Raw genomic sequence first — 14,210 nt, 5'->3', positions numbered from 1 at the left:
GCATCACTTAGGCATACCTAATCTGACCTGCGAAAACGATCTTTGATCGATCAATTCACTGGCGCCACCGACCCCCTTACGGGACACTCCACACCCATGCCCACACCCCCTCCCACCGGCCCACTTGTCACCCGGGACACAGTCGCCGCACACCTGCGCGACCTGGGCGTCCGCCCCGGTGAGATCCTCCTCGCGCACACCTCCCTGAGCTCACTCGGATGGGTCTGCGGAGGCGCCGTGGCGGTCATCCAGGGGCTCCTCGACGCACTCGGCCCGGACGGCACCCTGGTCGTCCCCACCCAGTCCGGCGACCTCTCGGACCCGGCCCACTGGGCGAACCCTCCGGTCCCCCGCGAGTGGTGGGACACCATCCGCGCCTCCATGCCGTCCTACGACCCCCTCGTCACGCCCTCGCGCGGCGTGGGCGTCGTCCCGGAGACCCTGCGCACCTGGCCCGGTGCCCGGCGCTCCGCGCACCCGCAGACGTCCTTCGCGGCGATCGGCCCCCGCGCGGCCGAGATCCTGGACGGCCACGCGACCGACTGCCGGCTCGGCGAGCGCAGCCCGCTGGCCCGTCTGGAGGCCCTCCACGCGCGCGTGCTGCTGCTCGGCGCGGGCTACGACACCTGCACGAGCTTCCATCTCGCCGAGTACCGCATCCCGTCCCCGCCGGCCGAGGTCGGCCGTCCTGGACCGGCCGGCTGGGAGACGGTGACCGAGGTGTCGATCTCCTCGGACCGCTTCGACGAGCTGGGGCACGACTTCGAACGGGACCGTCCGGTCGTACGGGGGCGGGTGGGCGCGGCCGACGCACGGCTGTTCCCGGTGGCCGACGCCGTGGCCTACGCGGAGCGCTGGCTGCCCCTGCACCGCCCCCGTGAGGAGGAGATCCCGCACCCGCCCGCCTGAGCCGCTCGCCGCGTACCTAGACTCGGGCGCATGCGAAGCGAGCCCGTGCTCCAGGTCCAGGCCCTGGTGAAGCGGTACGGCACGAAGACCGCGGTGAACGGCCTCGACCTGGTGGCCAATGCGGGTGTCACCGCGGTACTGGGCCCCAACGGGGCGGGCAAGACGACCACGGTCGAGACCTGCGAGGGGTACCGGAAGCCGGACTCCGGCACGGTGCGCGTCCTGGGCCTCGACCCGGTCCGCGAGTCCGCCGCACTGCGCCCCAGAATCGGCGTGATGCTCCAGTCCGGCGGCGTCTACTCGGGCGCCCGCGCCGACGAGATGCTCCGCCACGTCGCCAAGCTGCACGCACACCCGCTGGACGTGGGCGCGCTCATCGAGCGCCTGGGTCTCGCCAGTTGCGGCCGCACGACGTACCGCCGCCTCTCGGGAGGCCAGCAACAACGCTTGGCCCTGGCCATGGCCGTCGTAGGTCGCCCCGAACTGATCTTCCTGGACGAGCCGACCGCCGGCCTCGATCCCCAGGCCCGCCGCGCGACCTGGGACCTGGTCCGGGACCTCCGCGCGGACGGCGTCTCGGTCGTCCTCACGACCCACTACATGGACGAGGCCGAGCAACTCGCCGACGACGTCGCCGTCATCGACGCCGGCAAGGTCATCGCGCAGGGCTCCCCCGAGGAGCTGTGCCGCGGCGGCGCCGAGAACACCCTCCGCTTCACCGGCCGCCCCGGCCTCGACGTCGGCTCCCTGCTGAAGGCCCTCCCGGCCGACTCCACGGCCGTGGAACTGACCCCGGGCTCCTACCGCGTCGGCGGCAAGGTCGACCCCCAACTGCTCGCCACGGTCACCTCCTGGTGTGCGCAGCACGGGGTGATGCCGGAGAAGATCTCGGTCGAACGGCACACCCTGGAGGACGTGTTCCTGGAACTCACCGGCAAGGAGCTGCGCTCATGACCACGGCGACCTACGCGCCCGCACCGGGGGCGGCCCCGCTCCCCCGCATGATCGCGGCCCAGGCGGTCCTCGAAACGAAGATGCTCCTGCGGAACGGCGAGCAACTCCTCCTCACGGTGGTCATCCCGACCCTCCTCCTGGTGCTGTTCAGCTCGGTGGACATCGTGGACACCGGCAAGGGCAGGTCCGTCGACTTCCTCACCCCGGGCATCCTCGCCCTGGCCGTGATGTCGACGGCCTTCACGGGCCAGGCCATCGCGACGGGCTTCGAGCGCCGCTACGGCGTCCTGAAGCGCCTGGCGTCCTCCCCGCTGCCCCGGTGGGGCCTGATGGCCGCGAAGACGGTGTCGGTCCTGGTCACGGAGGTCCTCCAGATCATCCTGCTGACGGCGATCGCCTTCGCCCTGGGCTGGTCCCCGCACGGCACCCCCGTCGCGGTGTTCCTGCTCCTGATCCTCGGCACGGCGGCCTTCTCGGGTCTCGGTCTGCTGATGGCGGGCACACTGAAGGCCGAGGCGACGCTGGCCGCCGCGAACCTGGTGTTCCTGCTGCTGCTCGTCGGCGGCGGGGTGATCGTGCCGATGGACAAGTACCCGGCGGGCGTGCAGGACGTGCTCGGCCTGCTGCCGATCTCGGCCCTCTCGGACGGGTTGCGGGACGTGTTGCAGCACGGCGCCGGGATGCCGTGGGGGGACCTGGGGGTTCTGGGCGTGTGGGCGGTCGTCGGGCTCGCGGCGGCCGGGCGCTTCTTCCGCTGGGAGTAGTCACGCGCCGGGGGACCCTCGTGAAAGCGTGCACAAGCACCCCCCTACGATGGTCCCCGTGCCCAACGTGACCCCCGCCGACGTCGTAGCCGCCGCGCGCAATCCCCTCGCCTTCATCGCCGCACGCTGGACCCCGGATCCCCGGACGGTCCGGCGGGCCGCTCTCGCCGCGCTCGTCATGTCGGTGGTCATCGTGGTCACCGGCGGTGCCGTGCGGCTGACGGGATCCGGGCTCGGCTGCCCGACCTGGCCCAAGTGCACGGACGACTCGCTCACCACGACCAGCGCGATGGGCTTCCACGGAGCCATCGAGTTCGGCAACCGGATGCTGACGTACGTGCTGTGCGCCGCCGTCGGCTGGGCGATCATCGCCGCCCGCTCGGAGAAGCCCTACCGCCGTACTCTCACCCGGCTGGGCTGGGCGCAGTTCTGGATCGTGATGAGCAACGCGATCCTCGGCGGCATCGTGGTGCTCGTCGGCCTCAACCCGTACACGGTCGCGGCCCATTTCCTGCTCTCCTCGGCGCTGATCGCGGTCGCCACGCTGACGTGGCAGCGCAGCCAGGAGGGCGACGGCGAACCCAAACCGCTGGTCGGCAAGGCCGTTCAGCAGTTGGTGTGGTTCCTGGTCACCGCCTCCGTGCTGCTGATCGCGGTCGGCACGGTGGTCACCGGCGCGGGACCGCACGCGGGTGACTCCAAGGAGGTCGACCGGATCCCGATCGACTGGGAGACGGTCGCCAAGCTGCACGCGGTGCTCGCCTGGATCGTGGTCACGCTGACGTTCGCCCTGTGGTTCGTCCTCAAGGCCGTCGACGCCCCCAAGGGCCCCCTGGACCGCACCCGCGACCTGTTCCTGATCCTGCTCTCCCAGGGCGTCATCGGTTACGTCCAGTACTTCACGAACCTCCCCGAGGCCCTGGTCGCCCTCCACATGCTCGGTTCCTGCCTGGTGTGGATCGGGGTACTGCGGGTGCTCCTGTCGCTGCGCGAGCGGCCCGATGTCCTCGCGGATCTGCCCGGACCCTCGACGGAGCAGTCGGTGCCCACGCGCGCGTGAGGCATCACCCCTGACGGCTCACCTGGAGGACGTCACCCGTAGCGGGTCACCAGGTCGTCGATCGCCGGGCCCAGGTACGCCCGGGTCAGCTTCGCCCGGCGGTCGAGCCAATCGCCCTCTACGGAGTCGGCGGCGGACGGTACCGGATCGTCGTAACGCCGCCGTACGACGTCCTCGACGACCTCCACCGGGGCGCCGAGGCCCGGCAGTACGTCGAGCGCCTCGCGCTTGGTGATCAGTCGGCCCTCCCTGCGGGTGACGGTCGCCCGGGCGAAGGTGAGCAGGCCCAGGTCGACCCAGATGTCCTGACGCCACAGCTGCGCCTTGTCCACGGACGGCCGCCAGAACTCCCGCTGGTCCCGTACGACGAACTCGCCCAGCTCCTGGTCGCTCACGGTCGGCAGCAGGTCCTTCGGTGAGCCGCCGTGCAACACCCGCCCGAAGTCGTGCAGTTCACGCCGGGTGACGGGCGTGACGGGCCGGCGGGTGACGTGGTTGTGCGCCCAGGTCAGGTGCCGCTGGTTCGGGGCGTCCTGGGTGCCGGGCGCGAGGTAGCTGCAGTGCAGGCGGGTGGCGAGGGGGTCGGTGCGCAACCCGCGGTGCAGGGCGACGAGTTGGCGGGCGGTGCTGGGCTTGAGGGGATGGTCCAGGATGGCTATCAGGTCCAGGTCGCTGCGGCCCTCCTGGTAGTCGCCCCCGGCGAGCGAACCGTGGGCCCACACCGCGACGGGTTCCAGCGGGGCCAGTTCGTTCAGGAAGCGGGTGAGCAACGCGTCGGTCGGCATGCGCCCAGTCTGTACAGCTCACTCCAGCCCGTACACCCTCTTTGCGTTGCCGACCGCGATCAGTCCCGCCACGCGTTGCGCGTCGGCCGGCGACCAGGCCCCCTCCGCGACCCAGTTGCCGAGCACCCGCCCGAGCGCCTCGCGGAACAACCGGGCGCCCACGACGTGCAGTTCGGGCAGTCCGTGGGCCCCGCTGGAGAAGAGGATCTTGCCGAAGGGGGCCAGCTCCAGGATCTCGGCGAGCACGGTCGCGGCGCGGGCACCGGTGCGGACCAGCGCGGCGCCGGAGTCGGCGTAGACGTGCGGGAAGACACCGGCGAGATGAGCCGCGTGCCGGTGGTACGGGTAGCTGTGCAGCAGCACCAGGTCCGTGCCGAGCCCGGCCGTCGCGCGCACGAAGTCGGTGAGCAGGACGGGGTCGGTGCGGTCGATGCGCAGGCCCGGTTCGCCCAGTCCGGCGTGCAGTTGGAGGGGCAGCCCGGACGCCACGGCGATCCAGAGCAGGTGTCGCAGGAGTACTGGATCGCTGAGCGGGCCGCCGACGCGCCGCCCGGCCAGCCAGCGGCCCGCCGCGCCCCGCACCTCACCCGGGCCGGGCGGTTCGGGCGCGAGCGCGAGACCGTGCCGTACGCCCGCCACGGAGGTGAAGGCGACCGCGCTGCCCGCGGCGCCGTGCACCGACTCGGCGAGGTTGGCGAGGAAGGACTCGACGGTGCCGGAGGTGTCGGCGACCTGTTCGGCGAGGAGTTCGAGGCGGACGATCTCCCGCGCGTCCGCCTGCCCTGCCGTCGCCATCTCGGCGGGTCCGGTGAGGTCGCCGGGCAGGCCCGTGTCGATCAGATACGTCGTGATGCCACTGCCGCGCAGCAGCCTGCGGCCCGCCTCCAGTACGCCGAGTTCACGGCGCCGGGCGAGATAGCGGGCGGGCGGGCAGTGCGGTTCCAGACCGAGCAGGGGCGGGCACCATCGTCGTACGGCGAAGCCTGTCTGGGTGTCGAACAGGGTGGTGCCGGGTGCGGGTGGGCCCTCGGTGCGGGCGAGTTGGGCCTCGAAGGTGCCGAGGCCCAGCTCCGTTCTCAGTACGCCGTGGCAGTACTGGTCCACGAGGGACGGCGTTTCGATCATCCGGGCTCCCCATGGCTGGACCTTGCGCTCCTCAGGTCCTAACGGGTGAACCGGGGGTGAGGTGTTGCTGGTACGCACCCCGTGTGAGGGCGGGCGACAGCCAGCGCCCGTTTCAGGTGTTGCTCGGGCCGCCCACCTGGATACCCGCCATGCGGGTCCATTCGTACGGGCCCGTCTTCACCTTGGCCGCGAACTCGCCGTCGAAGTCCTCGTGGGCGGTGATGCCGGACTTCTCGACGGCCTGCTGGGCGATCTCGTAGGTCGTGGCCACCAGGTCGCCCCAACCGCCGTCCTCGCCGACGAGGACGATGCGGGCGCCGCGTTCCCCGATGTAGGCGACCTGGCCCTCGGCCCCGCCGTGCGCCTTGGAGAAGGTGCCGATCTGCTTGGCGAGGCGGGCCACCTGGCGCTCGGCCTTCGCGTCAACCTGCTGCGTGTCTGCCATGGCCAGGATGCTACCGACGGGTAGATCGAAGGGCGACGGGCGGGGGGAGTGACTCCCGCCTCAGCAGGCCCCTTATCGGAGGAAGGGGTCGACCGCGATCGCCACGAACAGGAGGGACACATAGGTGATCGACCAGTGGAACAGCCGCATCTCCTTGAGCTTGCCGCCCGTCACCTCGGCCTTGGCGCGGTTCTGCAGCCCGTGCGCCTCCCACAGCCAGAAGCCGCCGGCCAGCAGCGCGACCAGGGTGTAGAACCAGCCCGTGTAGCCGAGGGGCGTGAGGAGGAGGGAGACGGCCACCATGACCCAGCTGTAGATCACGATCTGCCGGGCGACCACCTTGTTGGAGGCGACGACCGGGAGCATCGGCACGCCCACGCGCGCGTAGTCGTCCCTGACCTTCATGGAGAGCGGCCAGTAGTGCGGCGGCGTCCAGAAGAACATGACGAGGAAGAGAATGATCGGGGCCCAGGACATGGAGTCCTTGACCGCGGACCAGCCGATGAGAACCGGGAGGCAGCCGGCGATGCCGCCCCACACGATGTTCTGTGAGGTACGGCGTTTGAGGATCATCGTGTAAACGACGACATAGAAGAGGAGCGCTCCGAGCGACAACCAGGCCGACAGCCAGTTGACGGTCAGGCCGAACAGGAGGGTCGAGACGACCGCCAGCGTGAAGCCGAAGGCGAGGCACTCTCGAGGGCTGACCATGCCGGTGACCAGGGGGCGCTGCGAGGTGCGGTCCATGAGCGCGTCGATGTCGCGGTCGATGTACATGTTGAGCGCGTTGGCGCCACCGGCGGAGAGGTAACCGCCGACACAGGTGAGGAGGACCAGCTTGAGGTCGGGCACACCCTGCTGGGCCAGGAACATCACCGGGACGGTGGTGATCAGCAACAGCTCGATGATCCGTGGCTTGGTCAGCGCCACGAACGCCATGACCCGGGCCCCGATCGGCCGTCGGCTCGGGCTCTGACTCGCCCCGACAATCCCCGCTGGACGGGATTCAACGGCCGTCACGCACACCCCTGACAGAGACATCCCAGCAAGCCTCCGGGTGTGAACTCCCCGTAAAGGCTCGCGCGTACCACGCCACTGTAGACGTTGCCCAGACCCGGACATTCGCGGGGGTGGGGTCGTGTTGAGCGGCACTCCCGGAAGAGCTGATCACCACTCTGTTGAGCACTCGAACGAGCACCTCCGTATTCAGTTGCCGAATGTGAAACGACCCAGTCGGGAGGCGGATCCGCGAGAGTCCCGGCAGTCTGGAATGACTCGAAAAAATGCGCGTTCTTACGGGGGTAGGCTCGACAACGGCCGGTGGGCGCCGCGTGCACCGGCATTCGACATGCGTGACATGTGGAGAGGAGCCCTGACCCAGGGTGAGCACCAAGCCGACCACCACAGACCTCGAGTGGACCGAGTTGGACCAGCGGGCGGTGGACACCGCCCGCGTCCTGGCCGCCGATGCCGTACAGAAGGTCGGTAACGGCCATCCCGGTACGGCGATGAGCCTGGCCCCGGCCGCGTACACCCTCTTCCAGAAGGTGATGCGCCACGACCCCGCCGACGCCGACTGGGTCGGACGCGACCGGTTCGTGCTGTCCGCCGGCCACTCGTCCCTGACCCTCTACACACAGCTCTACCTGGCCGGGTTCGGCCTGGAGCTGGCCGACCTGGAAGCCTTCCGTACCTGGGGCTCCAAGACTCCGGGTCACCCCGAGTACGGCCACACCACCGGTGTGGAGACGACGACCGGCCCGCTGGGCCAGGGTGTCGCCAACGCCGTGGGCATGGCCATGGCCGCCCGCTACGAGCGTGGTCTGTTCGACCCGGACGCCCCGCAGGGCGAGTCCCCCTTCGACCACTTCATCTTCGCCATCGCCGGTGACGGCTGCCTCCAGGAGGGCATCTCCGCGGAGGCCTCCTCCATGGCGGGCCACCAGGAGCTCGGCAACCTCATCCTCCTGTGGGACGACAACCACATCTCCATTGAGGGCGACACCGAGACCGCGGTCTCCGAGGACACCGTCAAGCGCTACGAGGCCTACGGCTGGCACGTCCAGCGCGTCGCCCCGAAGCCGGACGGCGACCTCGACCCGCACGCCCTCTACAACGCCGTCGAGGCCGCGAAGAAGGTGACGAACAAGCCGTCGTTCATCGCGATGCGCTCGATCATCGCCTGGCCCGCGCCGAACGCGCAGAACACCGAGGCCGCGCACGGCTCGGCGCTCGGCGCCGACGAGGTCGCGGCCACCAAGCGCGTTCTCGGCTTCGACCCGGAGAAGTCCTTCGACGTCTCCGACGACGTCCTCAAGCACACCCGCCAGGCGCTGGACCGGGGCCGCGACGCCAAGGCCGCGTGGGAGCCCTCGTACCAGGAGTGGCGCAGCAACAACCCGGAGCGCGCCGCCGAGTACGACCGCATCGCCGCGGGCGAGCTGCCGGCCGGCTGGGAGGACAAGCTCCCGGTGTTCGAGGCGGGCAAGGGTGTCGCCACCCGTGCCGCGTCCGGCAAGGTGCTCCAGGCGCTCGGCGCGGTCATCCCCGAGCTGTGGGGCGGCTCGGCCGACCTCGCGGGCTCGAACAACACGACGATCGACAAGACGTCGTCGTTCCTCCCGGCGGACAACCCGCTGCCGGAGGCGAACCCGTACGGCCGCACGATCCACTTCGGCATCCGCGAGCACTCCATGGGCGCGGAGCTGAACGGCATCACGCTGCACGGCAACACCCGTGCCTACGGCGGTACGTTCCTCGTCTTCTCCGACTACATGCGCAACGCGGTCCGTCTCTCCGCGCTGATGCACCTGCCGGTGACGTACGTGTGGACGCACGACTCCGTCGGCCTCGGCGAGGACGGCCCGACCCACCAGCCGGTCGAGCACCTCGCGTCCCTGCGCGCCATCCCGGGCCTGAACGTCGTCCGCCCGGCCGACGCCAACGAGACCGCGATCGCCTGGCGCGAGGTCCTGCGCCGCTACACGAAGGTCTACGGCGAGGGCGCCCCGCACGGCTTCGCGCTGACGCGCCAGGGTGTGCCGACGTACGAGGCCAACGAGGGCACCGCCAAGGGCGGTTACGTCCTGTTCGAGGCGTCCACGGGTACGCCCGAGGTGATCCTCATCGGTACCGGTTCCGAGGTGCACGTGGCCGTCGAGGCGCGTGAGCAGCTGGAGGCCTCCGGTGTGCCGACGCGGGTCGTGTCCATGCCGTGCGTGGAGTGGTTCGACGCGCAGGACCAGGGGTACCGGGACAGCGTGCTGCCACCGTCCGTCAAGGCACGGGTCGCGGTCGAGGCCGGTATCGGTCTGACCTGGTACCGGTTCGTCGGGGACGCCGGTCGCATCGTTTCCCTGGAGCACTTCGGGGCTTCCGCCGACGGCAAGGTGCTCTTCCAGGAGTTCGGCTTCACTGCCGAGAACGTGGCCGCCAAGGCCCGGGAATCCCTCGCCGCCGCCCAGAGCTGACGCTGACAAACGACACGTAGGAGATGCAATTTCCATGACAGACGCACTCAAGCGCCTCTCCGAGGAAGGCGTCGCGATCTGGCTGGACGACCTGTCGCGCAAGCGGATCACGTCCGGCAACCTCGCCGAACTGATCGACCAGCAGCACGTCGTGGGCGTCACCACCAACCCGTCGATCTTCCAGAAGGCCATCTCGTCGGGATGGGGGTCCCCCCGGTCGAGCGAAGCCGAGACTGGGGGAGGTTACGAGCAGCAGCTCACCGACCTCGCCGCCCGCAAGGTGACCGTCGAGGAAGCCATCCGCATGATCACCACGGCGGACGTCCGCGACGCCGCCGACATCCTGCGGCCGGTCTTCGACGCGAGCGGCGGCCAGGACGGCCGGGTGTCGATCGAGGTCGACCCCCGGCTGGCGCACAACACGGCGGCGACCATCGCCGAGGCCAAGCAGCTGGCCTGGCTGGTGGACCGCCCCAACACCCTGATCAAGATCCCGGCCACCCGGGCGGGCCTCCCGGCGATCACCGAGGTCATCGGCCTCGGCATCAGCGTCAACGTCACGCTGATCTTCTCGCTGGCCCGCTACCGCGAGGTCATGGACGCGTTCATCGCCGGCCTGGAGAAGGCCAAGGAGCGCGGCCTGGACCTGGCGAAGATCCACTCTGTGGCGTCCTTCTTCGTGTCCCGCGTGGACACCGAGATCGACAAGCGGATCGACGCGCTGGGCACCGACGAGGCCAGGGCCGCCCGCGGCAAGGCCGGTCTGGCCAACGCGCGGCTCGCCTACGAGGCGTACGAGGAGGTCTTCTCCACAGACCGCTGGGCCGCCCTGGACAAGGCGCAGGCCAACAAGCAGCGTCCGCTGTGGGCCTCGACCGGCGTCAAGGACAAGGCGTACAAGGACACGCTGTACGTGGACGACTTGGTGGCGCCGAACACGGTGAACACCATGCCGGAGGCCACCCTCGAGGCCACCGACGACCACGGCCAGATCACGGGGAACACCATCTCCGGTACCTACGAGCAGTCCCGCGCCGAGATCGCCGCCGTAGAAGCGCTCGGCATCTCGTACGACGAGGTGGTCCAGCTGCTGGAGGACGAGGGCGTCGAGAAGTTCGAGGCGGCCTGGACCGACCTGCTCAAGTCGACCGAGGCGGAGCTTTCGCGCCTCGCCCCCTCGGAGGGCTGAAACCTTGTCGAGCAGCAACCCGCTGCGTGACCCCGCCGACCGACGGCTCCCGCGTATCGCGGGGCCGTCGGGCCTGGTCATCTTCGGCGTCACAGGCGATTTGTCACGCAAAAAGCTGATGCCCGCCGTGTACGACCTCGCGAACCGGGGTCTGCTGCCGCCGGGTTTCTCGCTCGTCGGCTTCGCCCGGCGCGAGTGGCAGCACGAGGACTTCGCACAGGAGGTCCACGACGCCGTCAAGGAGCACTCCCGTACGCCGTTCCGTGAGGAGGTCTGGCAGCAGCTCGTCCAGGGGATGCGCTTCGTCCAGGGCACCTTCGACGACGACGACGCGTTCGAGCGGCTGCGCGGCACGATCGACGAACTGGACAAGGCGCAGGGCACGGGCGGCAACTTCGCCTTCTACCTGTCGGTGCCGCCGCGCTCGTTCCCGGTCGTCATCCAGCAGCTGAAGAAGCACGGTCTCGCCGACCAGGACAAGGGTTCCTGGCGCCGCGCGGTCATCGAGAAGCCCTTCGGCCACGACCTCAAGTCGGCCGAGGACCTCAACAGGGTCGTCCACGAGGTGTTCGCCGCGGACCAGGTGTTCCGCATCGACCACTACCTCGGCAAGGAGACCGTCCAGAACATCCTGGCGCTCCGCTTCGCCAACACGATGTTCGAGCCGATCTGGAACCGGTCCTTCGTGGACCACGTGCAGATCACCATGGCCGAGGACATCGGCATCGGCGGCCGGGCGGGCTACTACGACGGCATCGGCGCCGCCCGTGACGTCATCCAGAACCACCTGCTCCAGCTGATGGCGCTGACCGCGATGGAGGAGCCCTCCTCCTTCTCCGCCGACGCGCTGGCCGCCGAGAAGGAGAAGGTGCTCGGCGCGGTACGGCTGCCGAAGGACCTGGGGAAGAACACGGTCCGCGGGCAGTACGCCGAGGGCTGGCAGGGCGGCGAGAAGGCCGTCGGCTACCTCCAGGAAGACGGCATCGACCCCAAGTCGAAGACCGACACCTACGCGGCCATCAAGGTTGAGGTGGACAACCGCCGCTGGGCGGGCGTCCCCTTCTACCTGCGCACCGGCAAGCGCCTGGGCCGCCGGGTCACCGAGATCGCGGTGGTCTTCCAGCGTGCCCCGCACTCCCCCTTCGACCACACGGCGACGGAGGAGCTGGGCCAGAACGCGATCGTCTTCCGCGTCCAGCCCGACGAGGGCGTCACGGTCCGCTTCGGCTCCAAGGTGCCGGGCACCTCGATGGAGATCCGGGACGTGTCCATGGACTTCGCCTACGGCGAGTCGTTCACGGAGTCGAGCCCGGAGGCGTACGAGCGCCTGATCCTGGACGTCCTCCTGGGCGACTCGAACCTCTTCCCGCGCACCGAGGAGGTCGAGCTGTCCTGGAAGATCCTCGACCCGATCGAGCAGTACTGGGACAAGCACGGCAAGCCCGCGCAGTACCAGTCGGGTACGTGGGGTCCGGTCGAGGCCGACGAAATGCTCGCACGAGAGGGACGGAGCTGGCGCCGGCCATGAAGATAGACCTCACCGACACCACTTCCAGCAAGATCAACAAGGGCCTGGTGAAAGCGCGCCGCGCCATCGGCACCCCGGCCGTCGGCATGGTGCTCACCCTCGTCGTCGTCACGGACGAGGAGAACGCCTACGACGCCCTGAAGGCCGCCAACGACGCGTCGCGCGAGCACCCCTCGCGCACACTCGTGGTCATCAAGCGCGTCTCGCGCTCGCCTCGGGACCGCACCCAGTCCCGCCTCGACGCCGAGGTACGGGTGGGCACGGACGCGGGCAGCGGCGAGACGGTCGTCCTGCGGCTGTACGGCGAGGTCTCCGACCACGCCCAGTCCGTGGTGCTGCCGCTGCTGCTGCCGGACGCGCCGGTGGTCGTCTGGTGGTCGGTGGACGCGCCGCGCGATCCGGCGAACGACCCGCTGGGCGCCCTGAGCCAGCGCCGGGTCACCGACAGCTACGCGGCGGAGAAGCCCGTCGACGAACTGCGGTCCCGCGCCGAGAGCTACGAACCGGGTGACACCGACCTGGCCTGGGCCCGGATCACCCCGTGGCGTTCGATGCTGGCCGCCGCGCTCGACCAGGTCGACTCGGAGATCGTCTCCGTCGAGGTCGCGGGCGAGGAGTCCAACCCGAGCGTCGAACTGCTCGCGATGTGGCTCGCCGACCGCCTCCACGTGCACGTACGGCGGGCGGTTTCCGCCGGTCCCGGTCTGACCCAGGTGCGCCTGGAGACGACCGGCGGGCCCATCACGCTGCACCGGTCGGACGGGGCGATGGCCACGCTGGCACTGCCCGGCCAGCCGGACCGCGCGGTGGCGCTCAAGCGCCGCGAGACCTCCGAGCTGCTCGCGGAGGAGCTGCGCAGGCTCGACCCGGACGACACGTACGCGTCCGCGCTGCGGTTCGGCGTGGACCGGCTGGGCGGCATCCAGTCGGCGGCGGAGCGGGCCGAGGCGGCGGCTCAGCCGGTACCGGCGCTGCCGGTGCGCGGGGTACCGGACACGACGCCCGCGTCGGCTTCTGCCTCCGCTTCGGCTCCGGTGTCGGCTTCTGCTCCGGCGTCGTCGGCTTCGTCCTCGTCGGACCAGGGCGGCGCCGAACGGCCCACCCCCGCGAAGATGCCCCCGGTCAAGAAGCAAGAAGGCTGATCCGCAGTGAGCACTCCCCAACTCGTCGTCCACCGCGACAAGGAGCTGATGGCCCAGGCCGCCGCGGCCCGGCTGATCACGAAGATCGTGGACGCGCAGGCCTCGCGCGGCTACGCCTCGATCGTGCTCACCGGCGGTCGCAACGGCAACGGTCTGCTGGCGGCCCTGGCGGGACAGCCCGCCCGGGACGCCATCGACTGGGGCCGGCTCGACCTGTGGTGGGGCGACGAGCGGTTCCTGCCCGAGGGCGACCCGGAGCGCAATGTCACCCAGGCCCGCGAGGCGCTGCTCGACGCGGTGCCGCTGGACCCGAAGCGCGTGCACGCCATGCCCGCGTCGGACGGTCTCTACGGCGCCGACGTGGAAGCGGCGGCGGCCGGCTACGCCGAGGAACTCGCCCGGTCCGCCGGACCCGAGAACCATGGTTCTGTACCGACCTTCGACGTCCTGATGCTGGGCGTCGGCCCGGACACCCATGTGGCGTCGCTCTTCCCGGAGTTGCCCGCCGTACGGGAGACCGAGCGCACGGTCGTCGGCGTCCACGGCGCGCCCAAGCCGCCGCCGACCCGGGTCACCCTGACCCTGCCGGCGATCCGCTCCGCCCGTGAGGTGTGGTTGCTCGCGGCTGGCGAGGACAAGGCGGAGGCCGCGGCGATCGCCCTGTCGGGCGCGGGCGAGATCCAGGCACCGGCCGCCGGTGCGCAGGGCCGCTCGCGCACCCTGTGGCTGCTGGACGCGGCGGCGGCCTCACAGCTGCCGCGTGCGCTGTATCCGCCTGCCTCACCCTGACACCCGCGTGCTGCCGAAGGGCCCGTACGGCTTCTGCCGTACGGGCTCTT

Annotated in this window: 13 protein-coding genes; 9 read left to right on the top strand and 4 right to left on the bottom strand. The window is 70.3% G+C overall.

Going from position 1 to position 14,210, the window contains the following annotated elements:
• Nucleotides 1-96 precede the first annotated feature (96 nt).
• From ACIQBL_RS26660 to ACIQBL_RS26645, 4 genes are read left to right on the top strand one after another with little or no spacing between them, the layout of a single operon-like run.
• Nucleotides 97-909, top strand: a complete 813-nt coding sequence (locus tag ACIQBL_RS26660) for an aminoglycoside N(3)-acetyltransferase (RefSeq protein WP_401945499.1) — start codon at nucleotides 97-99, stop codon at nucleotides 907-909.
• Nucleotides 910-939: 30 nt separating this feature from the next.
• On the top strand, nucleotides 940-1,863 hold the full coding sequence (locus ACIQBL_RS26655) for an ABC transporter ATP-binding protein (protein ID WP_401945497.1): 924 nt from the start codon (nucleotides 940-942) through the stop codon (nucleotides 1,861-1,863).
• The gene (locus tag ACIQBL_RS26650; RefSeq protein ID WP_401945495.1) at nucleotides 1,860-2,627 is read left to right on the top strand and encodes an ABC transporter permease; all 768 of its coding nucleotides are present in this window, start codon (nucleotides 1,860-1,862) and stop codon (nucleotides 2,625-2,627) included. Before ACIQBL_RS26655 ends, ACIQBL_RS26650 begins: the two co-directional genes overlap by 4 nt.
• A gap of 49 nt (nucleotides 2,628-2,676) precedes the next feature.
• A complete protein-coding gene (locus ACIQBL_RS26645) occupies nucleotides 2,677-3,687 on the top strand; it encodes a heme A synthase (RefSeq protein ID WP_401945493.1) in 1,011 nt (336 codons plus the stop codon).
• Nucleotides 3,688-3,719: 32 nt separating this feature from the next.
• Here ACIQBL_RS26645 and ACIQBL_RS26640 read toward each other — a convergent pair whose 3' ends face one another.
• The 4 genes from ACIQBL_RS26640 to ACIQBL_RS26625 form a co-directional block, all read right to left on the bottom strand.
• Entirely contained in the window at nucleotides 3,720-4,472 is a 753-nt protein-coding gene (locus ACIQBL_RS26640; protein WP_401945491.1) for a nucleotidyltransferase domain-containing protein, read from the bottom strand.
• Nucleotides 4,473-4,490: 18 nt separating this feature from the next.
• A complete protein-coding gene (locus ACIQBL_RS26635) occupies nucleotides 4,491-5,597 on the bottom strand; it encodes an amidohydrolase family protein (protein ID WP_401945490.1) in 1,107 nt (368 codons plus the stop codon).
• Between the two features lie 112 nt (nucleotides 5,598-5,709).
• Nucleotides 5,710-6,042 (bottom strand): hypothetical protein, encoded by a 333-nt coding sequence (locus ACIQBL_RS26630; protein ID WP_401945488.1) that lies wholly within the window; start codon nucleotides 6,040-6,042, stop codon nucleotides 5,710-5,712.
• A gap of 72 nt (nucleotides 6,043-6,114) precedes the next feature.
• Nucleotides 6,115-7,068 carry a heme o synthase gene (locus ACIQBL_RS26625; protein ID WP_401945796.1) on the bottom strand — a complete coding sequence of 318 codons (954 nt, stop codon included), beginning with the start codon at nucleotides 7,066-7,068 and terminating at the stop codon, nucleotides 6,115-6,117.
• Between the two features lie 356 nt (nucleotides 7,069-7,424).
• Between ACIQBL_RS26625 and tkt the strand changes: the two genes are divergently transcribed.
• Genes tkt through pgl form a run of 5 tightly spaced genes read left to right on the top strand, consistent with a single transcriptional unit; the run spans nucleotide 7,425 to nucleotide 14,160 of the window.
• Nucleotides 7,425-9,512, top strand: coding sequence for a transketolase (gene tkt, locus ACIQBL_RS26620; RefSeq protein ID WP_401945487.1), 2,088 nt, complete (start codon nucleotides 7,425-7,427; stop codon nucleotides 9,510-9,512).
• 34 nt (nucleotides 9,513-9,546) lie between these two features.
• Nucleotides 9,547-10,701: a transaldolase gene (tal, locus tag ACIQBL_RS26615; RefSeq protein WP_401945485.1), complete on the top strand. Its 1,155-nt coding sequence runs from the start codon at nucleotides 9,547-9,549 to the stop codon at nucleotides 10,699-10,701.
• 4 nt (nucleotides 10,702-10,705) lie between these two features.
• Nucleotides 10,706-12,229 (top strand): glucose-6-phosphate dehydrogenase, encoded by a 1,524-nt coding sequence (gene zwf, locus ACIQBL_RS26610; protein ID WP_401945483.1) that lies wholly within the window; start codon nucleotides 10,706-10,708, stop codon nucleotides 12,227-12,229.
• Nucleotides 12,226-13,371, top strand: coding sequence for a glucose-6-phosphate dehydrogenase assembly protein OpcA (gene opcA, locus ACIQBL_RS26605; RefSeq protein WP_401945481.1), 1,146 nt, complete (start codon nucleotides 12,226-12,228; stop codon nucleotides 13,369-13,371). Before zwf ends, opcA begins: the two co-directional genes overlap by 4 nt.
• Before the next feature lie 6 nt (nucleotides 13,372-13,377).
• The gene (gene pgl, locus ACIQBL_RS26600) at nucleotides 13,378-14,160 is read left to right on the top strand and encodes a 6-phosphogluconolactonase (RefSeq protein ID WP_401945480.1); all 783 of its coding nucleotides are present in this window, start codon (nucleotides 13,378-13,380) and stop codon (nucleotides 14,158-14,160) included.
• Nucleotides 14,161-14,210: the final 50 nt, after the last annotated feature.

Source organism: Streptomyces sp. NPDC088350, assembly GCF_044753545.1.
In the GTDB taxonomy this organism is placed as follows: Bacteria; Actinomycetota; Actinomycetes; order Streptomycetales; family Streptomycetaceae; genus Streptomyces.
This window is presented reverse-complemented; position numbering and strand designations above follow the sequence as displayed.

Excerpts from the sequence above, each read along its gene's own strand:
- ACIQBL_RS26660 (WP_401945499.1), top strand. The coding sequence starts at position 97 with ATGCCCACACCCCCTCCCACCGGCCCACTTGTCACCCGGGACACAGTC.
- ACIQBL_RS26655 (WP_401945497.1), top strand. The coding sequence starts at position 940 with ATGCGAAGCGAGCCCGTGCTCCAGGTCCAGGCCCTGGTGAAGCGGTAC.
- ACIQBL_RS26650 (WP_401945495.1), top strand. The coding sequence starts at position 1,860 with ATGACCACGGCGACCTACGCGCCCGCACCGGGGGCGGCCCCGCTCCCC.
- ACIQBL_RS26645 (WP_401945493.1), top strand. The coding sequence starts at position 2,677 with ATGGTCCCCGTGCCCAACGTGACCCCCGCCGACGTCGTAGCCGCCGCG.
- ACIQBL_RS26640 (WP_401945491.1), bottom strand. The coding sequence starts at position 4,472 with ATGCCGACCGACGCGTTGCTCACCCGCTTCCTGAACGAACTGGCCCCG.
- ACIQBL_RS26635 (WP_401945490.1), bottom strand. The coding sequence starts at position 5,597 with ATGATCGAAACGCCGTCCCTCGTGGACCAGTACTGCCACGGCGTACTG.
- ACIQBL_RS26630 (WP_401945488.1), bottom strand. The coding sequence starts at position 6,042 with ATGGCAGACACGCAGCAGGTTGACGCGAAGGCCGAGCGCCAGGTGGCC.
- tal (WP_401945485.1), top strand. The coding sequence starts at position 9,547 with ATGACAGACGCACTCAAGCGCCTCTCCGAGGAAGGCGTCGCGATCTGG.
- opcA (WP_401945481.1), top strand. The coding sequence starts at position 12,226 with ATGAAGATAGACCTCACCGACACCACTTCCAGCAAGATCAACAAGGGC.